The 23059-nt window shown below is 47.5% G+C and carries 19 protein-coding genes; 14 read left to right on the top strand and 5 right to left on the bottom strand.

Annotated features, from left to right (window positions below; genetic code table 11):
- The first annotated feature begins 2 nt into the window (after positions 1 to 2).
- On the top strand, positions 3 to 2780 hold the full coding sequence (locus CRO25_RS23955) for an alpha-mannosidase (RefSeq protein ID WP_079696662.1): 2778 nt from the start codon (positions 3 to 5) through the stop codon (positions 2778 to 2780).
- Between the two features lie 230 nt (positions 2781 to 3010).
- Positions 3011 to 3961 (top strand): primosomal protein DnaI, encoded by a 951-nt coding sequence (gene dnaI, locus CRO25_RS23950; RefSeq protein ID WP_053783224.1) that lies wholly within the window; start codon positions 3011 to 3013, stop codon positions 3959 to 3961.
- Positions 3962 to 4077: 116 nt separating this feature from the next.
- On the opposite strand, the gene CRO25_RS23945 is transcribed toward dnaI, so the two are convergent.
- Positions 4078 to 4233: a YqzM family protein gene (locus CRO25_RS23945; RefSeq protein WP_090810527.1), complete on the bottom strand. Its 156-nt coding sequence runs from the start codon at positions 4231 to 4233 to the stop codon at positions 4078 to 4080.
- 263 nt (positions 4234 to 4496) lie between these two features.
- On the opposite strand from CRO25_RS23945, the gene trxA reads away from it, so the two are divergent.
- Complete coding sequence (gene trxA, locus CRO25_RS23940) at positions 4497 to 4814, top strand: thioredoxin (RefSeq protein WP_036605788.1); 318 nt, start codon at positions 4497 to 4499, stop codon at positions 4812 to 4814.
- Positions 4815 to 5164: 350 nt separating this feature from the next.
- On the top strand, positions 5165 to 7255 hold the full coding sequence (gene uvrC, locus CRO25_RS23935; RefSeq protein WP_079696661.1) for an excinuclease ABC subunit UvrC: 2091 nt from the start codon (positions 5165 to 5167) through the stop codon (positions 7253 to 7255).
- Here uvrC and CRO25_RS23930 read toward each other — a convergent pair.
- Entirely contained in the window at positions 7224 to 8921 is a 1698-nt protein-coding gene (locus CRO25_RS23930; RefSeq protein WP_079696660.1) for a CPBP family intramembrane glutamic endopeptidase, read from the bottom strand. The genes uvrC and CRO25_RS23930 overlap by 32 nt on opposite strands.
- Positions 8922 to 9396: 475 nt before the next feature.
- Between CRO25_RS23930 and CRO25_RS23925 the strand changes: the two genes are divergently transcribed.
- Together CRO25_RS23925 and CRO25_RS23920 are read left to right on the top strand one after the other, a co-directional pair.
- On the top strand, positions 9397 to 10731 hold the full coding sequence (locus tag CRO25_RS23925; protein WP_063566174.1) for a TrkH family potassium uptake protein: 1335 nt from the start codon (positions 9397 to 9399) through the stop codon (positions 10729 to 10731).
- A 17-nt stretch (positions 10732 to 10748) separates the two neighbouring features.
- On the top strand, positions 10749 to 11420 hold the full coding sequence (locus tag CRO25_RS23920; protein ID WP_072735471.1) for a TrkA family potassium uptake protein: 672 nt from the start codon (positions 10749 to 10751) through the stop codon (positions 11418 to 11420).
- 50 nt (positions 11421 to 11470) lie between these two features.
- Here CRO25_RS23920 and CRO25_RS23915 read toward each other — a convergent pair whose 3' ends face one another.
- Entirely contained in the window at positions 11471 to 12394 is a 924-nt protein-coding gene (locus tag CRO25_RS23915) for a LysR family transcriptional regulator (protein ID WP_063566089.1), read from the bottom strand.
- 312 nt (positions 12395 to 12706) lie between these two features.
- Between CRO25_RS23915 and CRO25_RS23910 the strand changes: the two genes are divergently transcribed.
- The 6 genes from CRO25_RS23910 to CRO25_RS23885 all read left to right on the top strand — a co-directional run bounded on the left by CRO25_RS23910 (position 12707) and on the right by CRO25_RS23885 (position 18995).
- Positions 12707 to 13375 (top strand): succinate dehydrogenase cytochrome b558 subunit, encoded by a 669-nt coding sequence (locus CRO25_RS23910; RefSeq protein WP_063566173.1) that lies wholly within the window; start codon positions 12707 to 12709, stop codon positions 13373 to 13375.
- A 43-nt stretch (positions 13376 to 13418) separates the two neighbouring features.
- On the top strand, positions 13419 to 15161 hold the full coding sequence (sdhA, locus tag CRO25_RS23905) for a succinate dehydrogenase flavoprotein subunit (RefSeq protein ID WP_063566088.1): 1743 nt from the start codon (positions 13419 to 13421) through the stop codon (positions 15159 to 15161).
- 366 nt (positions 15162 to 15527) lie between these two features.
- Positions 15528 to 16292, top strand: a complete 765-nt coding sequence (gene sdhB / locus CRO25_RS23900) for a succinate dehydrogenase iron-sulfur subunit (RefSeq protein WP_063566087.1) — start codon at positions 15528 to 15530, stop codon at positions 16290 to 16292.
- Between the two features lie 177 nt (positions 16293 to 16469).
- Positions 16470 to 17411, top strand: a complete 942-nt coding sequence (locus tag CRO25_RS23895) for a metallophosphoesterase (protein ID WP_072735470.1) — start codon at positions 16470 to 16472, stop codon at positions 17409 to 17411.
- A 39-nt stretch (positions 17412 to 17450) separates the two neighbouring features.
- Entirely contained in the window at positions 17451 to 18185 is a 735-nt protein-coding gene (locus tag CRO25_RS23890) for a metallophosphoesterase (RefSeq protein WP_072735469.1), read from the top strand.
- 177 nt (positions 18186 to 18362) lie between these two features.
- Complete coding sequence (locus tag CRO25_RS23885; RefSeq protein ID WP_079696659.1) at positions 18363 to 18995, top strand: GNAT family N-acetyltransferase; 633 nt, start codon at positions 18363 to 18365, stop codon at positions 18993 to 18995.
- 474 nt (positions 18996 to 19469) lie between these two features.
- On the opposite strand, the gene CRO25_RS23880 is transcribed toward CRO25_RS23885, so the two are convergent.
- Both CRO25_RS23880 and CRO25_RS23875 read right to left on the bottom strand, forming a co-directional pair.
- Positions 19470 to 20279 carry a histidinol-phosphatase gene (locus CRO25_RS23880; RefSeq protein WP_064635735.1) on the bottom strand — a complete coding sequence of 270 codons (810 nt, stop codon included), beginning with the start codon at positions 20277 to 20279 and terminating at the stop codon, positions 19470 to 19472.
- Between the two features lie 32 nt (positions 20280 to 20311).
- Positions 20312 to 21214: a LysR family transcriptional regulator gene (locus CRO25_RS23875; protein ID WP_063566083.1), complete on the bottom strand. Its 903-nt coding sequence runs from the start codon at positions 21212 to 21214 to the stop codon at positions 20312 to 20314.
- 447 nt (positions 21215 to 21661) lie between these two features.
- Here CRO25_RS23875 and CRO25_RS23870 point away from each other — a divergent pair, with 447 nt between their 5' ends.
- Together CRO25_RS23870 and CRO25_RS23865 are read left to right on the top strand one after the other, a co-directional pair.
- On the top strand, positions 21662 to 22120 hold the full coding sequence (locus tag CRO25_RS23870; protein ID WP_063566082.1) for a chemotaxis protein CheX: 459 nt from the start codon (positions 21662 to 21664) through the stop codon (positions 22118 to 22120).
- Positions 22121 to 22176: 56 nt separating this feature from the next.
- Entirely contained in the window at positions 22177 to 22950 is a 774-nt protein-coding gene (locus CRO25_RS23865; protein ID WP_063566081.1) for an SDR family oxidoreductase, read from the top strand.
- The last annotated feature ends 109 nt before the right edge of the window (positions 22951 to 23059 follow it).

Here is a 23059-nt window from a genome sequence, read left to right as displayed (position 1 = left end):
CAATGACCAAACCAACAAGCAAATCGAAAAGAGCGCATATTATTTCTCACACGCACTGGGATCGGGAATGGTATTTGCCGTATGAGAAGCATCATATGCGATTGGTGCAACTGGTGGATGCCTTGCTGGATCAGCTCGATCAGGGGCCAGATTTTAAAAGCTTTTACCTGGACGGCCAGACGATCATCATCGATGACTATCTTCAGGTTAGACCTGAGCAGAAGGAACGGCTGGAGAAGCATATTCGCGATGGCCGTATTGTCATTGGGCCTTGGTATATTTTGCAGGATGCCTTCCTGACCAGTGGTGAAGCAAACGTACGTAATATGCAGGTTGGACATCGGGATGCCAAACGTTACGGAACACCTTCAAAGATCGGATACTTCCCAGATACGTTCGGACTTGTAGGACAGACACCGCAGCTTATGCTGCAATCGGGCATCGATAATGTCTTTTTTGGGCGAGGCGTGAAGCCAACGGGCTTCAATAACATGGTGTCTGACGATGGATACGAATCCAGTTTCTCAGAGCTGATGTGGGAAGGTCCGGATGGATCTAAAGTGCTCGGTGTCCTATTTGCCAACTGGTACTCTAACGGGAATGAGGTTCCGGTGGACGAAGCTTCAGCTCGCAAGTTCTGGGAAACCAAGCTGGCTGACGCGGAGAAATATGCATCGACCAATGAATTGCTGTACATGAACGGATGTGATCACCAGCCGATTCAGAAGGATCTGCCTGAAGCCATCCGTATGGCTGAACAATTGTATCCCGATATCGAGTTTGTTCACTCCAACTTCCCGGACTATCTGTCAGCGTTGAAAGCATCTGCGGTTCAGGAGCTGTCTGTTGTAAAAGGAGAGCTGCGCAGCCAGCGTACCGATGGCTGGGGCACTTTGGTGAACACGGCTTCCGCACGCGTTTATCTGAAACAGATGAACCAGCTGGGCCAAGCCATGTTGGAAAAAGTGGCTGAGCCCCTGGCGTCGTTCGCGCACCTGTTGGGTCATTCATATCCGCATGATCAGTTTACCTATGCCTGGAAAACGTTGATGCAGAATCATCCGCATGACAGCATCTGTGGCTGTAGCGTAGACGAAGTACATCGCGAGATGGTCACACGGTTTGATAAGAGCCGTCATGTCGCTGAGGCCCTGATTGAGGATAGCACCAGCCAAATCGCCGCAGCTGTGGATACTTCAACCTTTGAACGATATGGTGAAGAAGCGCGGCCTGTGGTTGTGTTTAACACTTCGGGATGGAAGCGCAGCGGTGTGGTTCAGATTGAATTGGATGCGGCCCGTCTGTACTTCCGCGACGGTTTCTCATTGGAAGATATGGCAGCTAAAATGAACGCCATCGACCTGTCAGGTCGTATATTGGTGGATGAAGAAGGCAAACCAGTTCCGTGTACGGTAGAGGATCTGGGTCTGCAATTCGGCTATGATCTGCCGGATGATCGATTCCGTCAGCCATATAGCTGCCGTCGGGTCAGTATTACATTTGAAGCAGAGAACGTGCCTGCACTTGGCCTGAAGACGTATGCTTTGGTTCGCATGGACAGCAATGCTGCGAATTCAGATACACTGCTGCGTGGTCAACGTGGCATGGAAAATGAATATTTTATCGTAAATATTGCAGACAATGGATCTTTTGCACTTACGGATAAACGGACAGGCCGAACGTATAAAGATCTTGGCGTGTATGAAAATGTCGGTGATATCGGCAATGAGTACATGTTCAAGCAACCGGAGAACGAAGTAGCACTGACTACGAAGGATCTTCGGGCAGAAATTCGAGTTATCGAAGATGCGCCTTACAGAGCTTCGTACGAAATTGTTCATCATTGGGAGATTCCTGAATCCGCCGACGAAACGCTTGATCGTGAGCAGCGGGAACTTATCTATTATCCGCATCGTAAAGCTCAACGTTCCAAACAAATGGTTACGCTCAAGATCCGAACCATTGTGTCGTTAAGCCGCAGTGGAAAAGGCATCAAGCTCGAAACAACCTTCAACAATCAGGCGAAGGATCATCGGGTGCGGGCACTCTTCCCGACGGATCTGACAGCTGCTGTTCATCACGTTGACTCGATGTTCGAAATTGCTACTCGCGATAATACGCCTGCACCGGAATGGCAAAATCCGAGCAACACCCAGCATCAGCAAAGTTTTGTTGATGTGAGCGAGGATCAGGCTGGGTTGGTTGTAGCCAATCTCGGTCTGAATGAATATGAGGTTCTTGAGGATGGACGGAATACGATTGCGGTGACATTGCTTCGTGCCGTGGGAGAGCTTGGAGACTGGGGATTGTTCCCGACACCGGAAGCTCAGTGTCTCGGCGAGCACTCCTTCCAACTGGAGATTATCCCTCATGACGGGAACGGAGCAACATCAGGAGCGTACATTGAAGCTTATCAGTTCCAGATTCCATGGACTGTGGCTCAGACGAACGTACACCCGGGATTCCTAACGCCAAGCAACACACCTGTTGAGTGGCAAGGGGACGGTCTTGCGTTTTCTTCACTGAAGGTGAACGAAGATTCGGGTGATCTGATGTTGCGTTGGTATAATATGGGGTCGAATACAACTGAGTTGAAGTTTGCTGCTTCTGAGTCCATCCCGCAAGCATTGGAAGATGCATATCAGAGCAACATTCTGGAAGAAGAGACAGGTAAACTGAATGCTTCGATGATACATGGATCTTCCACTGCCTTAATCAGCAAAGAATGGGCTCTTCAAGCGGGACCTTGTGAGATTGTTACGGTGGGGTTACGTCGTTAATATTCCAAGCGTGATCTGATATATTTTTTGTGTAGTGTCTAACCGAAGTTCTGCGCACTGTCATGGAATGGATAATGCTTTTTCCAGCTGAAAATGTTGAGTTATTCCTCAAGTTTATATAGAATGAACAGTAGAATTACAAGCGATCGAAGGTTACCCTGCCATCATGATGGTCATCGTAAAATTCAATTGTTCATTCTATATTGAAACTATTAAGGGGGCTTGAAGCCATGGAATCCTTGGGAGGACTGCTTCAGCAGCTGAATCCTTCCTTTCGTGAACAGTCGCGGCGGATTGCGGCGGAATTGATGGAAGATCCGTACGTACGCGAATTCCGCGCAGGTCATCCTGAACTGAAAGATGCACAGCTTATTACCGATCTGAGCAAGCTGTATCAGTATGCCAAAGATTCGAAGAACTGTGCGAACTGTCCGGGGCTCGACAACTGTCCTAACGATTTCCAGGGTCACTTTTGCAAACTGGAAGTAGAGCATTTTAACGGTAAACCCGAAATTATAGATAAAAAAGCACCTTGTTCCAAACATATCGCCCGGCAAAATGAGCATGTTATCAAGCAAAGAATCCGCAGTTTCTATGTGGACGAGCGTGCGCTCAATGCAGGATATAACGATGTGGAAATTATGGGCAAGGATCGGATGCGTGCTCCGGCGGTGAACCAGGTTCTGCGTTATATTAACGACACCAAGGAGAATGGATTGTCTCCGCAAGGACTGTTTTTGGAAGGATCATTTGGAACGGGCAAGACGTTTCTGATGTGTTATCTGCTGCATGAACTCGCGGTTGTGGGCCACACAGGTGTTATTATCTATATGCCTGATTTTGTGGAGGATCTGAAATCCATGATTAGTGAAGGAAACAAGCTGAAGGAAACGACGGATATTCTGAAAAGCTGTGATCTGCTCATCTTTGATGATATTGGGGCAGAGAATCTGAACCCATGGGTTCGAGATCATGTGATGGGTTCCATTCTGAATTACCGTATGAATCGCAAACCTACATTTTACACGTCTAACTACAACTTGGATGGGCTGGAGAAACATCTTAGCTTCACCAGCAGGGACGGCGAGGAAATGAACAAAGGCCAGCGTTTGATGGACCGGATTCGTCCGTTTGTTGATGTCATCTCGGTTCGAGGTGAGAATCAACGGGGTAAACGTTAATTTCTATTTATGTTACCGATCTGATCTATTTTTTACTCATATAGTCCCAAAAAAAGCCTGGCTTTCGCATTGTCGCGAAAACCGGGCTTTTCTGGCCTGCGTGCAGCCTGAAGATCCTATTCGGTGATAAATTTGAAAATCACCATTCCGAAAAAGATAACCGTCATCAGGCCGGCCATGCCAGCAACACCCGCAATCAGATCAAACAGATCGTTACGGGGTTCCTCGTTCACATGTTCACGCGGGTCGTTGATCCGCACATTTGCATCCATGGTATTGCCTCCTTATGGGGATAACAGCTTGCCCTTACAGGGAACTGAAGCCCGGAGTAATTTTAGTATACTTGGAAAAGAAAGCGTTTGTAAAGATTTTGCAGTGAACCCGCTAGTTCCCCAATTGTGAAGATTTGATGTTGGGAAGATGAACATTGATGCGTTCATTTCACAACATTAGAGTTGCTGTGTTATACTGGAAGTGTCGTTCGCGACGTTACAGGTTAAAATAAACCGTAAGTATATATAAGGAGGACAATTTCATGGCTATTGTTAACGTATCCGATCAATCCTTCAACGCTGAAGTCGAAGGCGAAGGAACGGTTCTTGTTGATTTCTGGGCGCCTTGGTGTGGTCCTTGTAAAATGCTCGCTCCAATCTTGGAAGAGCTGTCCACCGAAGTTGGCGATGCAGTGAAAATTGCTAAAGTCAATGTGGACGAAAACCCGGAATCCGCTTCCCGCTTCGGCGTAATGAGCATTCCAACATTGATCTTCTTCAAAGATGGTCAACCGGTTGATAAAGTGGTTGGTCTGAACTCAAAAGATGCTCTCAAAGGAATTATCGAAAAACACCAATAATTAACCAAGATTTCACATACGCCTCCGGTTATGCGCCGGGGGCGTTTTGCGTCGAATACTTTCATATAGGACAATATAAGATATACTATTTATTATAAGGTGAAACTGAAATTTACATGAACAACGGAGAGGGCAGAAATGACTTGTAGAAACGAAGTGGTCGCCTAAAAGCTTTCTGAAAGAAAGCTACTTCGGAAGCATGCCCTATCCCCGGATTTATACGTTATAAGAAAAGAATCAAAGAAATCTGGGGATAACAGCGATCGAAAGGTCATTCTGTCATCGGAGTGCCTCATGTAAGGTGAAGCTATCAGCTTTCTCAGTAATCGGGAAGGAGGACCCACCGAATTATGGATGAATTCATTACAAACGTGCAGGAGCAGGAGAAGGCACTAGAGCAGATTCGCCACAAGCTGGCTTTGCTGCCTGACATGTCCGGCTGTTACCTGATGAAAAATAGTGAAGGTACTATTATCTATGTAGGTAAAGCCAAAGTGCTGAAGAATCGCGTAAGATCATATTTTATCGGCAGTCATAATGGGAAGACACAGCGCCTGGTGTCCGAAATCCGTGATTTCGAATATATCGTTACCGGCAGCAATATGGAAGCACTCATTCTGGAGTGTAACCTGATCAAGAAACATATGCCGCGGTATAACGTGTTGCTCAAGGATGATAAGACGTTTCCTTACCTTAAAATTACGAATGAAAAACATCCCCGACTCGAAGTGACCCGGCGGGTGCTCAAAGATAAAGCCAAATACTTCGGACCTTATCCGAATTCATATGCGGCACACCAAACGAAAAAACTGCTTGACCGGATGTATCCGTTACGCAAATGCGGCGTAATGCCGAAGGAAGTATGCCTGTATTATCATATGGGACAGTGCCTCGCTCCCTGTGTGCAAGAAGTGGGCAAGGAGCAGTATGATGAGATCTCCCAGGAGATCAGTTCATTTTTGAGTGGCGGGCATGAGGAGATCAAAAAGGATTTACAGCGCAAAATGCAGGAAGCGGCTGAGGATCTATATTTTGAACGTGCCAAGGAACTTCGGGATCAGGTCATTGCCATTGATGCGATGATGGAAAAACAGAAAATTACGATGGCGGATGCCAGAGACCGCGATGTGTTTGGTTTTGCCATTGATAAAGGCTGGATGTGTGTCCAGATTCTATATATGCGTCAGGGGAAAATGATTGAACGACACGTGTCGACGTTCCCGTTTTACGGTGAGGCATACAGTGACTTTATGTCTTACGTGACCCAGTATTACAGTGATAATCCAGCGTTGCCACAGGAGATTTTACTGCCGGAAATGCCAAAAGATATGGCAACTGATGACGGTGGTGCGGATGATATATCCGATGGTGATGGAGCGGTACCTGCGGCGGTGACAGCCGAGTCAGAAGAGACAACGCGATTGGCGCAAGATTCTGTGGTTGAGCTACGTGTTGCCGAGGCCCGTGCATCTTATGGTGATAGCCAACCCGAAGCAGAAGCGGAAGAAGCTACGATGGTTATCCTGGAAGACGCTGTTGCTCAGGAAGATGTATCGGCTGATAAACAGCCCCCAGGTCTTGAAGATCCTTCTCAAGTCGCAGCAGCATTGCAGGAATGGCTGGAAATCAAAGTCCACATTCCGCAGCGTGGATTGAAACGGCAGATGATCACCATGGCCGTGGATAACGCACGTGTGGCACTGGAAGAGAAGTTCCGCCTAATTGAGCGGAATGAAGAACGGACATCGAAAGCTGCTGAAGGACTGGGACGTTTTATTGGACTGGATCAGCTTCACCGTATTGAAGCGTTTGATAACTCGAACATCCAGGGTACCAACCCGGTATCTGCCATGATCGTATTTACCGATGGTAAACCGGATAAGAAGGAATATCGGAAGTACAAGGTCCGTTCGGTTGAAGGACCGGATGATTATGAAACGATGCGAGAAGTTATCCGTCGCCGTTACGAGCGGGTGTTGAAGGAAAACTTAACCCAGCCTGACCTGATCGTGGTTGATGGAGGCAAAGGGCAGATCTCAGCAGCCGTGGATATTTTGGAAAATGAGCTGGGGCTGTTTATTCCGGTATGCGGTCTGGTGAAGGATGCGAAGCATAAGACTTCACAGTTGATGATCGGCAACCCACCGGAAGTCATCTCCTTGCCTCGGGATAGTCAGGAGTTCTACCTGTTGCAGCGGATTCAGGAAGAGGTCCACCGTTTTGCGATTTCGTTCCACCGCGAGCAGCGTGGTAAATCGATGGTGACTTCCCGTCTGGATGCCATTCCGGGGATCGGAGAAAAGCGGCGCAAGCTGCTGCTGAAGCATTTTGGCTCTTTACGCAAAATAAAAGAGGCCAGCGTCGAAGACTTCCGGCCTCTATCTATTGGTGACAAGCTTGCGAATCAAATTATTGCAGCACTTCGTGATGAGGAGTCGTGACATACGGCTTCTCTTTTTGTTTTGGATTCATCCTATAGATGACATAACCAACGATGGCCGGAAGCACAATCCAGAAGAGTCCTGCGGAAATGTTCAGTGCATCACCCATGAAGATCAGGCTTAGCCCCATCAACAGGCTGTCAAAGATAACATGCGCGAATACAACGGCGATGAAGCCGTGGCGCAGCATGATCAGACTGAACAAAAGTCCGATGACAGTAAGCTCTATTGGACGTGTGATCACCGGATAGATCGGGTACAGGGTGTGTCCCAGAGCCCAGATCAATGTTGGGATAAGGCAGGCGATGAACGTATTTCGTACCACCTTCTGCATCATGCGAATCCCGAACAGGCGATAGACCGTTTCCTCACCGATCCCGGCCATCCAAGCCATAATCGGGAAGATCCAGGCATAACTCATGTTGTATGTGGACTGGTCAGCCGATGTTGTTGACCAGCTTCCAATACTGCGCTCCAGAATAAAGAACAGTACGGATTGCACACCCAGCAGAATCAACGCCCATAAGTAGCCTGTATACATACTGTGCAGTACATATTTGCCGTATCCGGGTTCTTTGGCCCGAGGCCAAGGATTCAGACCGATTTTGCGCCATATGCCGTCACCGGCAACGAGCGACAGATAGATGGTTGCACTCATGACCAGCGTTATCCCAGCTTGCATTACCATCAGGAAGGTCAGCATAAAGTTAGACAGCCCCTGCGCCTGAAAGAGCGGAATCATGTTCAGTGTGCCAATCACGGAAGCCGCAAAGTAAACCAAGGACAGAACGATTCCGCGTTTGAACGACGTGTTTGCCCTCGTCAGAATACTGTAGATGATCGCGAGCACGCCAAGCACAAAGGTCAGGAAAGCATAACCGCCGTAAGTCATCCAGTTGGCTTGCCGAGTCTGATTTTCTACATAGTCAGTATGGGAGTCAGGGACTGAGAAGACCGATTCGAAGGAGCGAACGGCTCCGTTTTCAAACGTAAAATTAAGTTCCAGCTTGGAATCTCCAATTTGCTTTTCATTATCTGTGTATTGCAGCCCCGCTTCTTCTTCACGGGTGTCCAGTTGAAGTTTCGGTACAGTATACCCGAATTCGCCAAGGACGCTAGCGGCAAGCTGCTCTTTTTCATTTAGAGAAAGGTTATCTTCAGCTAAACGTTGGGCAGCATTCACTTTGCTTTTGTCCTGCTCAGCCTCAATGGATGCATACAGGGAAGAAGGCAGTTCGCGCTTGAAACCGACAACTTTTCCTGTTCTCATATGTACGTCAACATTCAAATAACCGCCTTTGTCCTGATCGGGCAAACGAACGCGGTACACATCGTAAGGATAGGTTGTTTCCCATTTCTTGTTATAGGTTTCTAACTGTTTGGTTTTGGCCATATACCCATAGATATCGGAATGGGTTTGGTATGTCACCAGCTCGTTTCCGGTATCCGTCGGAAGGGTATAATCAGGTAGAGAAGCTGCAAAAGATCGTGCCGACTCCGCCGCTTTCTCCTTGCTTATGAAGGAAGTAGACTGGATATCAGTCGTTTGCGATGAGGTGGCAGGAAAGATTTGAAAAACGAAAAACAGAATCAGACCAATCGCCGCAAGCAACCCTAAACGCTTGAAGTTAGCTTTGAGTACCAAAGGCTGCCCTAAGGGATTCATTTAATATTGTTCCTCCTTTATTAATGTGGATATTAAAGTAAAGATAGCACAGCCCAAGCCCCGAATGCCAATGGCGAAACGAGAAGTGGTGCAAATGCATGAAAACGAATGAAAATGATCGAAACAATCTGATCTATCCGTCGCCATATCTGAGTTTTTCCCTTTTTGACGGAATTCGATGCTATTTACACAAAAATCGTTTTGTGTACAAACGTCGCAGCGCTTATAATTTTGAATCAAATGTCCAATATTCCGCATGTCTTTAGGCTAACAAGGGAACGAATAGAAGGTATAAAAGGCATTCCAACCTAATGTATATGTATTACAGCGAAAATCATACATGTTTACGCTCCGAAATAGGGCTTTCAAAGGGCTTGGCTATTCCGTCAAGTGATATGGAAAAGCACTTCGGAGAAAGGCTCCACGTCGTGGGGTCATTTTCTTTTTGGCAGAGGTGGATGATACTCAAGTGAAAATGAATGTTCAATGGATGCGTCTATCGCCACCCCGAATTCTGGTCCTAGGGTTCGCGGGTATTATATTGCTCGGGACACTTCTGTTGATGCTCCCGACATCCAGTCGAAGCGGAGTCAGCCTTCCTTTTATTGATGCACTCTTCACTGCAACTTCTGCAGTCTGTGTAACGGGGCTGGTTGTGGTGGATACCGGTACTCATTTTTCGACGTTGGGTCAGATTATAATTGCAATCCTGATTCAAATTGGCGGTCTTGGCTTTATGACGATGTCGACACTGGTGGCGATTGCATTCAAACGGCGGATCTCTCTGCGTGAGCGGTTGATTTTGCAGGAAGCGATGAACCAGAGTACGATGGAGGGGATTGTCCGTCTTATTCGCAAAGTTGTGATCTACTCGCTCATATTGGAAGGCATATGTGGCACGTTGTTCGCCATTCGGTGGTCGTTTGATATGCCAATGGGGCAGGCCATCTATTATGGATATTGGCATGCCATCTCCATGTTTAACAATGCTGGGTTTGATATGTTCGGTGAATTCCGAAGTTTAACCGGGTATGTGTATGATCCGCTCGTGAATTTTACAGCCATGTTCCTGATTATTGCAGGCGGTATCGGTTTTGTCGTTCTATCTGATCTGGTGGAGTATCGGAGGACGAAGAAGCTTTCGCTGCATTCCAAAGTGGTATTGCTGACGACAGGTTTGTTAATCGTATTTGGCGCACTGGTTATTTTTGTTTTTGAATTCAGCAATCCCCGGACACTGGGTGGTTTGAACTGGGGTGGTAAAATTCTCGGTTCGTTCTTCCAGTCGGTTTCCCCAAGAACAGCAGGGGCGAATACGGTAGACATTGCTGGCCTGAGACAGGCAACGCAATTTTTCATCATTATATTAATGTTTATTGGTGCTTCCCCCGGTTCTACTGGAGGCGGCATTAAAACAACCACATTCATGATTATGGCCGGAGCTGTCTATGCCATGATGCGGGGACGGGAAGATATCGTCTTTTTCAGATATCGGCTCCTACAAGAACGCATTTTCAAAGCACTGACGATTACACTGCTTGCCCTGTTGCTCATTATTGCCGTTACGATGGTGCTTAGTACGACGGAAGACAGCAGTTTTTTGATGATATTATTTGAGACGACATCCGCCTTCGGTACCGTTGGTTTATCTATGGGGCTTACACTGAAGCTGACCACGATCGGCAAGCTTTTGATCTGTTTCACCATGTTTGCAGGACGTCTTGGACCAATTACGCTCGCGTATGCACTCGGACAGAAAAAGGGTAAAGAATTGTACAGGTATCCGGAAGGCAAAATGATTATTGGATAAGGGGTTCGTGAAGAACAATGAAAACACAGCAGTTTGCGGTAATTGGGCTAGGGCGCTTTGGCTCCAGTCTGGCACAGGAATTAATGGAGCTTGGTTATGAAGTGCTGGGTATCGATAAAAATGAAGAAGTCGTCGAAGACATGAGTGAATTGGTCACCCATGCCGTCGTCGCGGATTCAACTGATGAGGAAGTGCTGCGCTCCCTGGGCATCCGTAATTTTGACTGCTGTGTTGTTGCCATTGGGGCTGATATCCAGACCAGTATTCTCACTGCTATTTTACTGAAGGAACTCGGTGTAAAAACAGTTGTGGCCAAAGCCATTTCAGTCCTTCATGGACGGGCACTGGACAAGCTGGGGATCGATCGTGTCGTTTATCCTGAGCGTGATATGGGAATTCGGGTTGCCCATCAGCTCGTCACCCCGAATCTGCTGGATTATATCGAATTGTCCGATGATTACAGTATTGTGGAGATGAAGGTTCCAGCCTGTCTGCATAATAAAACGCTGTCCACTCTGAATGCTCGAGTACGTTTTGGTTGCAGCATTGTAGCTCTGCAAAAGGAAGCCGGGGTTATCATTGCCCCGACTGCACTGGACTCGCTTCAGATGGGTGATATCATGGTGATTATCGGCATGAATGATGACATTGACCGTTTTGAGGCAGAAGTGATCAGCCAAGAGAGCTAGAGCTGAGTCTATGAAAGCAGAGCGTTGAGCTCGGCTGATTAATATGAATGCTAAGGCGTCGTAGTCCTCCGTGAGGGCAGCGGCGCCTTTGCTGTAAAGAGCGCAGCCGTTTCCCTGACCCACTGTCTGGAGGTTTGGCTGAGGTCTTCCTTTTCCCCATAGATCATGCAGGTTGTTCGCCGAGTCTGTTGCAGTTGCGGCAGATATACCGAGACGAGATCATTGTCCGCAAGCAATTGAGGCCGGAGATACGACTTGGGCAGCAGGGCTGCTGCTTTGCAGGTAGGCAGAAGACGGACAATCGCTTCAAAGGAATCAATCTCCATGCGAATATCCGGCATCACGGCGCAGCGCTGGAACAGATCGTCGGTCAATTTGCGATACCAGGTTCCTTTGGAGAACGTAATCATCGGCAGATCTTGCAAATGTTCCATTCCGGCTTCTTTACCCGATAGGGGATGCGTTAGGGGTACAACCAGCTCCAGATGATCATCAAAGAGCGGCACACAGTTTAGCCCGGCTTCACTTATAGAAGAGGCAACGATGCCCACATCGGCTTTTTTATCCCGGACAAAAGAGACGATTTCATGTGTTTTCCCCGTCACCAGCTTGATTTCCGCGTTCGGATGCTTCTCCATAAAGGCATTTACCAGCGGTGGCAATGTGGTTTGAAGCGTTGTCAGACTGGCTCCAAGCGTAATGGAGCTTTGTTCTTCGTCCTTGTACTGGGCCAGCATGGTCAGAAATTTTTGTTGCTGCTGTTTCTGCTCTACCGCGAAAGTATAGGCGAACTGGCCTACGCTGGTTAATTCAAGTCGTTTACCACGGCGATGAAAGAGCGCCACGCCGAGCTCATCCTCCAATTTGGAGATTTTGCGAGACAGCGCGGGCTGTGACAGATTCAGCAATTTCGATGCACGGTTCAGACTGGACTGCTCTACAACCGCCGCAAAAGCGTTTAATTCCTCGAACATGAGCACTAACCTCTTTTCTAATGAACGTATGAACGTACTTTGCGTGAGGCATCTCCTTGTCAAATATTTCTCCATGTTGTATGGCCTGCACGACCGATGTTTATAACTTATACCTATAGGTTATAACATTTAATAATTATATTGCAATTCCCTTATAAGAAAAAAAGGAGTAACATGAATCGTGACACAAGTTGTTCACACCTGAAGAAAACGGAACAATTTGTCGAACCTTTCCTTGGGAAAGGTTTGTGTCATGATAAGCGAATTTTATTTATGAAAACGTTGTATTTAGCGAAAGGGGATCGACATTTTATGAAAGGGTTTTACTCCAGAAAGCTGCACTCCTTGCTTGGCGTCATTCCGCTCAGTCTGTTTTTCATTGAGCATATGGTGACGAACTTCTCGGCAGTTGAAGGCGGCAAAGAAGGCTTTAACGATGCAGTTGCATTTCTGAATGGCCTGCCGCTCGTAATTGTACTTGAAACGCTTCTCATCTGGTTGCCGCTGTTCTATCACGGTGTATATGGTTTGTACATTGCCTATCAGGCCAAGCCTAACGTGGGACGTTTTGGCAATGAGCGCAACTGGCGCTATACGTTGCAGCGCGTCAGCGGTGTCATTACGTTTGTGTTCGTCATCTGGCATATTTGGGAGACTCGTTTCCAGGTTGCGCTGGGGAATGTCACACACGAAGAGCTTGGCGGTGTCATACATGGCATCGTGATGAACCCGGTAACGTTTATTTTATATCTGATCAGTGTGGTTGCGGCATCCTATCACTTTGCCAACGGTTTGTGGTCGTTCCTGGTTAGCTGGGGAATTACCGTCGGTCCGCGTGCGCAGCGTGTATCTTCCTACATCTGCATGAGCTTGTTTGCTATCGTAGCCATCATGTTTATTGTATCGTTGCTTGCTTTCCGGAGCATGGATTTCCAGGTAGCCACTTCGATGATTGACGCAGTTAAGACAGTTCTGATTTAAGCATTTGGACTTTAAATGCTGACTTATAAGGGAGTGAACAGCAATGGCATCATCTAATGTAATTATTGTGGGCGGAGGTCTCGCGGGATTGATGGCGGCGATCAAATCGGCTGAAGCCGGAGTCCATGTTCATTTATTTTCACTGGTTCCCGTTAAAAGATCCCACTCCGTATGTGCCCAAGGCGGTATCAACGGTGCGGTAAATACCAAGGGTGAGGGCGACTCCCCATGGGTACACTTTGACGATACAGTATACGGCGGTGACTTTTTGGCGAATCAGCCTCCAGTCAAAGCGATGTGTGAAGCCGCACCAGGCATCATTCACCTGATGGACCGGATGGGCGTAATGTTTAACCGGACACCGGAAGGTTTACTTGATTTCCGTCGTTTCGGCGGAACGAAGCATCACCGTACAGCGTTTGCCGGTGCAACGACAGGACAACAATTGCTCTACGCATTGGATGAGCAGGTGCGTCGCTGGGAAGCGGCCGGTCTCGTGACCAAGTATGAGAACTGGGAGTTCCTGCAGGCGGTTATTGATGACGAAGGCATCTGCCGCGGCATTGTAGCACAGGATCTGAAAACGATGAAGGTACAGACGTTCCCGGCTGAAGCAGTTATTCTGGCGAGCGGCGGCCCAGGCATTATTTTCGGTAAAACAACCAACTCGGTTATCAATACAGGTACTGCCGCAAGTGCGGTGTATCAGCAAGGTGTAAATTACGCGAACGGTGAGTTCATTCAGATTCACCCGACAGCCATTCCAGGCGATGACAAGCTGCGTCTGATGTCCGAATCGGCTCGTGGTGAAGGTGGACGGATCTGGACGTACAAGGACGGTAAGCCTTGGTACTTCCTCGAAGAAAAATATCCGTCATACGGTAACCTTGTTCCGCGTGATATCGCGACGCGTGAAATTTTCAGCGTCTGCGTGGATATGGGCCTAGGCGTGAACGGCGAGAACATGGTATATCTCGACTTGTCACACAAAGATCCGAAGGAGCTGGATGTGAAGCTCGGCGGAATCATTGAGATCTACGAGAAGTTCATGGGTGATGACCCACGTAAAATCCCAATGAAAATTTTCCCGGCAGTCCATTATTCCATGGGCGGCATGTGGGTAGATTATAACCAAATGACCAACATTCCAGGACTGTTCGCAGCTGGTGAATGTGAATACCAATATCATGGTGCGAACCGTCTGGGTGCAAATTCCCTGGTATCAGCAATCTACGGTGGTATGGTAGCTGGACCGAAAGCAGTTGAATATATCAAAGGACTCAAAAAATCGTCCGCAGATATCAGTTCTTCCGTATTCGAAGGTTATACTAAGCGCCAAACCGATAAATACGAAGGCATCCTGAACATGCAGGGCAATGAAAATGCCTATGTCATTCACAAAGAGCTTGGCGAGTGGATGACGGCGAATATGACGGTGGTACGTTACAACGATAAGCTGGAAGCGACCATCGGCAAAATCAAGGAATTGAAAGAGCGTTACGGCAAAATCAACATGTACGACACTTCCGGTTGGAACAACCCGGGTGCAGCATTTACCCGTCAGCTGTGGAACATGATTGAACTGGCAGAGGCGATGACTTTGGGCGCACTGCTGCGTAACGAAAGCCGTGGAGCGCATTACAAACCAGACTTCACCGAACGTAATGACGAGGAATTCCTGAAAACAACGATCGCAAGCTGGTCGAAGGAAGGTCCAAAAATTTCGTACGAGCCTGTAGACGTTTCCCTGATCCCACCACGGATCCGGGACTACTCGAAGGATTAAGTAAAGCGAAATTTCGGTCTATTCATAAAGATAAAGACTTAGCATCTTAACGGAAAAGCACTAGACACATAGAGGCAAAGCGTACACGGAGCTTCTCAATGTTACTGCCACCAGAATGAATGGAGTGCAGTTTCCAGCAAAGTGACCCTGCGTGCACGACGTAACGGAGGAAGCGGAAATGCCCAGAAGAAGCGAAGCGCTCGCCTTTATCACCGGATTTTAACCCTGGGAAGGGTTGATAAAAAAAATCCGGGGATAACAGCGATCAGAAGGGCATTCCGCTGCCGGAGCGCCACCCGTGCACCAAAAGAGTAACTTTGCGCATCAGCAACACCAATCATCGTCACCAAAGGAGGGGACAACGATATGACGGACACAGCTACAGCAAAAAAAACCGTCAAGTTTATCATCACCCGTCAGGACAACCCGGAGTCATCTTCGTACAACGAAGAGTTTGAGCTTCCATACCGTCCCGGCATGAACGTTATTAGCGCCCTGATGGAGATCCAGCGGAACCCGGTTAATACAGAAGGCAAGTCCATTGCCCCGGTCTGCTGGGAATCGAACTGTCTCGAAGAAGTCTGTGGAGCATGCTCCATGGTCATCAACGGCAAGCCGCGTCAAGCGTGTGCAGCCCTGATCGACAAGCTCGAACAGCCAGTTCGCATCGAACCGATGAAAACCTTCCCGGTGGTTCGTGACCTCGTCATCGACCGTACCCGGATGTTTAACGCCCTGAAACGGGTTAAAGCGTGGATTCCGATTGATGGTACCTATGACCTCGGTCCAGGTCCGCGGATGCCTGAGAAGAAGCGTCAGTGGGCTTACGAGCTGTCCAAATGCATGACATGTGGTGTATGCCTCGAAGCATGCCCGAACGTGAATGAAAAAACAGACTTTATCGGTCCGGCAGCTCTTTCTCAAGTACGTCTGTTCAATGCTCACCCAACAGGGGAGATGAACGCTGAAGACCGCTTGGAAGCACTTATGGAAGACGGAGGTATTGAGGGCTGTGGTAACTCGCAGAACTGCGTACGCTCTTGTCCAAAAGGTATTCCGTTGACTACCTCCATTGCCGAAATGAACAAACAAACAACCAAACACATGTTCAAACGCTGGTTGGGTGTGTAATCTAGTCATATTTAATGCAGAACTTCGGATCTGCACCATTAGAAGAAGTCGTGATCCTTGGCACATATAGCCTAAGATCCCGGCTTCTTTTTCTGTACTCGCAAAGGAACCGGGCTAGTCATGCAGAATATGGTATACTAAGGGGATGGATTTGTAGCGGAAGAAGGAGGGGGACGCATGGGAGAAACACCGCGTGAGGGCAGCAAGATCTCGCCGCCCCGGCGCTCACAGAATGGATCTGATTCGCAGGACTCCATTTTTCCCGGAGAGGAAAAGGATCATGATCCCTCCCGGCGCAGTTTTTTGCTGCGCATGATCTTAATGACGGCGAGTGCCAGTATACTCACAGGAGGATATGCCTGGTTATGGGAGCCTCGTCATCTGGAGATCAAGCACGTTGAGTTGAAACTGCCCAAGTTTCCAAAAGCATTTGAGGGACTGCGTGTGATTCAGTTCAGTGATGCTCATCTTGGATTCCATACGGGGCTGAAACAAATGGAGAAGCTGGCTGAAACGATAAGGGAACAGCAGCCTGATCTGATTTGTTTTACCGGTGATATGGTTGAACGGGAAGCAGAACCGATGCGTGAATGTATTCCTGCACTGGCATCAATGCAAGCGAAGTATGGCAAATATGCCGTATTGGGGAACCATGATTATCGAGGCCAGCAGCAGCATGAAGTGGAGCTGATGTTTAAAGAGGCCGGGTTCACGTTGCTTCGAAACAGCCATGTTCTGATTGAACGAGGGGATTCACGTATCGCGATAGCAGGTCTGGATGACGCTCTTACGGGCAGACCTGATCCTGTTGTAGCAATCAAGGGATTGAGTAGAGAGGTCTGGAAACTGCTGCTTATGCACGAGCCCGATTATGCAGACATTGCAGCACCTTACGGTTTCGGACTACAGCTCTCGGGACACAGTCATGGCGGGCAGGTGCGTTTTCCTTGGATTGGGGCACTGACTACACCAAGAGGTTCACTCAAGTATATTCAAGGGTTATATTACGCTGGGGATAAGCATATGCCAGTCTATGTGAACCGAGGCTTTGGCATGACCCAACTGCCGATTCGCTTTTTGTGCAGGCCGGAATTGACGGTTTTTGAACTAAAGGGTTAACAACATAAAGAATATAGAGCATAAAGGGAGGTTAGCCAGATGGAACGAATTGCGATTGTATCCGATATTCATGGCAACATGACTGCTTGGAAAGCGGTATTAAAAGATATTCGGAGTCGCGGATTGAAGCGAATCTTTTGTCTTGGCGACCTCGTTGGCAAGGGGCCTGATCCAGTACAGGTTGTTGATCTGGTGAGAGAGACATGTGAGCAAGTTATCCGTGGCAACTGGGATGAGTTGGTTGCGGTTAATCAGGACAATGAGAATTTTACTTGGCAAGCGAAGCGGCTGGGTAAGGAGCGATTGGCATATCTGGAGAGCTTGCCGTTTAGCCACCAATTAGAGCTGAGTGGTCGTACGATCCGTCTGGTGCACGCATCTCCCCAAAGTGTATATCACCGTGTACAGCCGTGGGATGAGATTGAGAAGAGGTTGGCCATGTTCGATCCTCCGGCAGATGAACCTGAGCTTGGTATGGCGGATGTCGTGGGATATGGGGATGTGCATAATGCATACTTGCAATTTATGAATGGAAAAATGTTGTTCAATGCAGGCAGCGTGGGTAACCCGCTTGATTTTACCCAGGCTTCTTACTGTATTCTTGAAGGAGAGAACAGCAACGATCGGAACACCCCGTTCAACCTTCAATTTGTAAGGGTGCCTTATGATATTGAGCAGGAAGTAGAGATTGCTCAGCAGGCTCAGGTGCCTTCGCTTGATTTTTATATCCGAGAGCTTCGTACAGGCGTTTATCGCGGGCTGCAAACGGATTAGTTATGTCAGGAATAAACCGCTGTAATGAATTGGCATACTAATGTTCGGGCTACTGAGCGGGTATTGTGGAGTATAGTGATGTTATTGTTTATCCATGTATTTTATTTGCGCCGGATCATCCTCAGAGCATGCTTGTCTTACCGGACTAGAACCCGTTAGGCAAAAGGAGCGATTGTCATGCTGACCCGAGAAATGCTGGGCCAAGGATTGCCTGCTTTATGGACAGAGCGCCTTGTTCTTCGATCATTACGTCAGAGTGATTACAGCACGTTGTCGGAGCTGTTTTCCGACCCGCAGGTGATCCGTTATGTAAACAGGGGGAGTCAGCCCACGCCAATCCGGGCTCGGCGATTATTGAATCAGATCCGCAGCAGCAGTGCCAAGCTGGATTCATTGCATTACGGCATCTGCTGGAAAGGCAGCGAACAGATCATCGGCATCACTTCATTCCAGCATTGGAACGACCAGAATGGTACCGCACAGATCGGATATATTCTGAACAGGTCCTGCTGGGGTAAGGGAGTCGCGACTGAGGCAGTGCAGCGTTTGCTGGAATTCGGTTTTGCCGAGCTTAATTTGTGTAAAGTAGAAGCCCGCTGTTACGAGGCAAATGTATCATCCGAACGGGTTCTTTGTAAAAGCGGTATGATTTATGAACGGACCCTGCCCTCGTTTGTTTTGAATCATGAGGATGGTGAGACGCCGGAAACCCTGCTGGATGTTAAGGTGTATAGTCTCTATCGTGAACAGCATGTCCGTTCTCATTGGGAAAATCGCCTGCAAACGTTGGTATCCGACAACCACGAGTAACATAGAATAGAGTATATTGCATAAATCCAAAGAGCGTATTTCAATCAGAAAAATATAGATCGAAATGTTTCTATTCGTCTATTTTTTTACTCGGAAGCGAGTTGGGTCGAATTATGCAAAATGCTGAAATTAAATGAAACAGCAGAGGTTTGAAACGAACTTCAATTATTTGTTACACAAATGAAATATAGCTGCAATTGAACTCTAACAGACAGCGGGTAAACTTATCTCATGACCCCCTTTTTGATAATAGATAATGCTGTTGGGACCCGCGCTTAGCGGGTTCATTTTTTTTGTCTGTATAAGTTTAACTATGGAATTTCTACGCCAACACTCCGATGACAGAACTACTTTCCATTATTGTGTAAATATTTATTTGAACGTATATAACATCTTTTTTTATATTAGGATACAAAGAAAAACCCCCACAGCGTTTTTTTACGCCGCCGTGAGGGCTATTGTGGTGCTCTATGTTTAAAACGGTACAACTTGCATTTGTTTCTGCTTGAAGTATACCCATTCGGTGAATCCAATCTCTTGCAGACGTGTACGAACGTCATCCAGTTCATCAGCAACACGCTGCGGTTTGTGGGCATCCGATCCGAAGGTCACTTTAACTCCGTAATGATGCGCACGCTCCAGAATGGCATCGGAAGGGTACCAGCCCCCACTGAGTTTGGTTTTACCCGATGTATTAATTTCAATAGCCACGTTCGATTCTGCAATGACCTGCAACGTTTCATCGATGGCTTGATCCGCGATAATATCCGAGAAAGGTGGATAATTTCCTTTCATGGCATCAATATGTCCGAGAATCTGGAACATTCCGCTTCGGGCTGATTGCCGAATTAAAGCATAGTAACTCTCTTTCACTTCAACCTTACGTGCATTGCTTAATCCGTTCCAGCGGGTTTTGTTGAATATGCTGACATCTTCCGTATGATGAACTGAACCAATAATATAATCAAAAGGATATTGCCCCAGTGTATTGCGATACAAATCGGCATGGACGGGGAAATAGTCAGATTCAATGCCAAGCAGCACATCAATTTTGCCCGCGTATTCTTCCTTCAGAGCCAGTACTTCTTCCACGTAATGATGCAATTCCGACTTGCCCATCGCGATCCGGGGAAAAGCCTGTTCTTCGTCACTACCGAAGTAAGGTGTATGATCTGAGATACCGATGACCTGAAGTCCAGATTGAATACCTGCCTCAATATAGTCGCGAATATTGCCGTCTGCATGACCACAACGAAAATGATGGGTGTGAAGATCAAATTTCATATGGAAATCCTTCCTTTCTCATGGCTCATTTATCATTCTGAACTGATGAACTGGGTCTCCGGCATGCCTTTGAGATCGCTCAGGAATTGCTGCATGGCCGAATTCACATAACGACTTGATTTGTAAATGACTCCGACAGGGTGACTGACTTCCAGTTCACTCAGTGGAATCATGCGCAGTGTGCCTTGCCGCAACTCGTGGGCAACGGATTGTTTGGATATAACGGCTGCCCCGAGATTAATCTCAACCATCCGTTTTACTTCCTCGCTACTTGACAACTCCATAACGATATTGGGCTCAATATTATGTTTTTTGAAAATGCCTTCCGTAAAGCGGCGCCCCACTGTATCCGGAGATAGCAAGATCAGAGGTGTGCTGCGCAGGACATCCACCGCGGCATGCTTTTGCTTCGCCAGTGGATGGAAAGGAGATACCACAAGCTCGAAAGTATCATAATACAGCACAGACGTATTCAGGTTAGGATTACGCTCTGTAAGATAACCGATACCGATATCGACCATACCATTCTCGACCTGGGTATAGATCTGGGAGGAAGGCAGGGATTGGATACTGGTCTTGATGAGTGGAAATTGATCCTGAAAGTAGGATAAGACCCGTGGCAAAATCTGAATGGCAATGGATGTGGTTGTACCGAGTCTGATATGTCCCTGAGGGGTCTCATCGAGATCCATCAGCTTCTGTTTCAGCTCCCCCACGATGTCCAGCATACGTTCGGCATGTTGAAGAAATACCTGTCCGCGATCGGTGAGGGTGACCGGTTGGTTCCGATCGACAAGAACGGTTCTGAATTCATCCTCCAAGCTCTTGATCTGGGCCGAGACGGCGGGTTGAGTCAGATTTAGAAGTTCTCCGGCTTTGCGGAAACTCATCGTTTTCGAGATGGTAATCAGCGTCTCCAGTTGACTGATATTCATGTATGGCCTCCTTGCACGTAAAATGTCTTCTGTCTATCCATAGGTGGAATCCCGTAACTGGTCATTGTTCCGTTCCTTAAATTATAGGTGATTCAGGACAGCAGGGCAATGAAGGGAACATCATGGATTTGGGGAGGTCCATTAGAACGAGAAATTAATTTTATTTCAAGAAATTAAATTTTTAACATTTTAAGAAACAGTAAAAAAGTCCTAAATGCCTTTTGCCATGCCTCTCTATGGCAATTGTTCTTGCAACAGATGCGAAAAGCCTCGTTTTTTCGCTAGAATCAGCTATAAACATTTGCCCCGCGGATGACGATAAATTATAGTACACATGCCTTACCGAATTCTTGGTGAATTCTTGTACGTGATAAAGTATAATAAATTTATTGAATATGGGACTTTTGGTGTGTGACCAATAACCCAGTGTAAGGGGGACATTAGACAGTGAAAGCGGAAGTGATTAATCCTTTCCTGGAATCCGCACGGAACGTATTCGAACAGCTCATCCAGGTTTCGCCTTCCACCGGGAGTCTTGGCGTGAAAAATGTGGAGTACATTGCAGACCATGTCTGGATCGTGATCGGAATGACTGGACAACTGAGCGGAAACATCGTGTTTGGAATACAAGAGTCGGTAGCATTGAAAATCGTTTCTGCCATGATGGGCGGCTTTGTCATTACAGAAATGGACGAAATGAGTAAAAGTGCTATTTCTGAACTTGGCAATATGATTAGCGGCAATGCAAGTACCATCCTGTCCAATCAGGGTGTCGTTGTTGATATTACTCCTCCACAAGTGATGAATTCTGAATACGTGAGTTCTTTTAGTGCAACGAAGGCATTGAGTATTCCTTTGCTGATGGACGGAATCGGTGAGATGGATATTCAGGTGATGATCTCGTAGAATAGAACCATACGCCTCTTGGGGCAATATGTGTTCAATACGGGAGGACATCGGGTATGTTGAAAGATCAGGTTGTTTTTATCACAGGTGCGTCGAGCGGAATTGGTGCGCTCTGTGCACAGATGCTGATAGAAGAAGGAGCCATCCCGATTCTGGCTGCCCGCTCGCGGGACAAGCTGGAAGAGATTGGTGCTTCGCTGAAAGGGCAACATGAACTACTCACGTTAGATGTAACGAATACTGAGCAAGTTCAGACAGCCGTGGATGCGATGTTGCAGAAATACGGACGAATCGATATTTTGCTGAATAACGCTGGTTACGGAAAATTTGCAGCGATGACGGATATGTCTGTGCAGGAATTCGATGAGATGATGGACGTTAATTACATGGGCATTGTTCGCTGCACCAAGGCAGTGCTGCCGCAGATGTTACAACGAGGCAGAGGACAAATCGTGAATGTAGCTTCCATGGCTGGCAAGATCGGAACTGCAAAATCCGCTTCATATACGGCAACCAAACATGCCGTACTTGGCTTCAGCAATGCCTTGCGCCAGGAACTTCGCAAGACCGGAGTCACGGTAACGACCATTAATCCCGGACCCATCGATACACCGTTCTTCCAACGGGCAGACCCCTCCGGTAACTATGTTAATAATGTACGCTGGATGATGCTGAAGCCGGAAGAGGTTGCGGGGCATATGATCCGGGCGATGAAGAAGCGCAAGGAAGAAGTGAATCTGCCCAGACTGGCTTCGGCTGGAGTGTGGCTGTATCAGCTATTCCCGCGTCTCGCTGACAGGCTGTCGCACGGAGTAATGAATCAGAAGTAAGATGCAACAATGGGCATCATATATCGGATAAAAGAAGGGCTCCGCCGAGGGGCTTTTCTTTTTTTTGTGTGCAAAGACATGTTTCATGAATAAGATTTGGTCCGCAGGC

Source organism: Paenibacillus sp. RU5M, assembly GCF_900221055.1.
Taxonomy (GTDB): Bacteria; Bacillota; Bacilli; order Paenibacillales; family Paenibacillaceae; genus Paenibacillus; species Paenibacillus marchantiae.
Note: the sequence above shows the minus strand (reverse complement) of the source record. Positions and strands in the feature narration are given on the sequence as shown.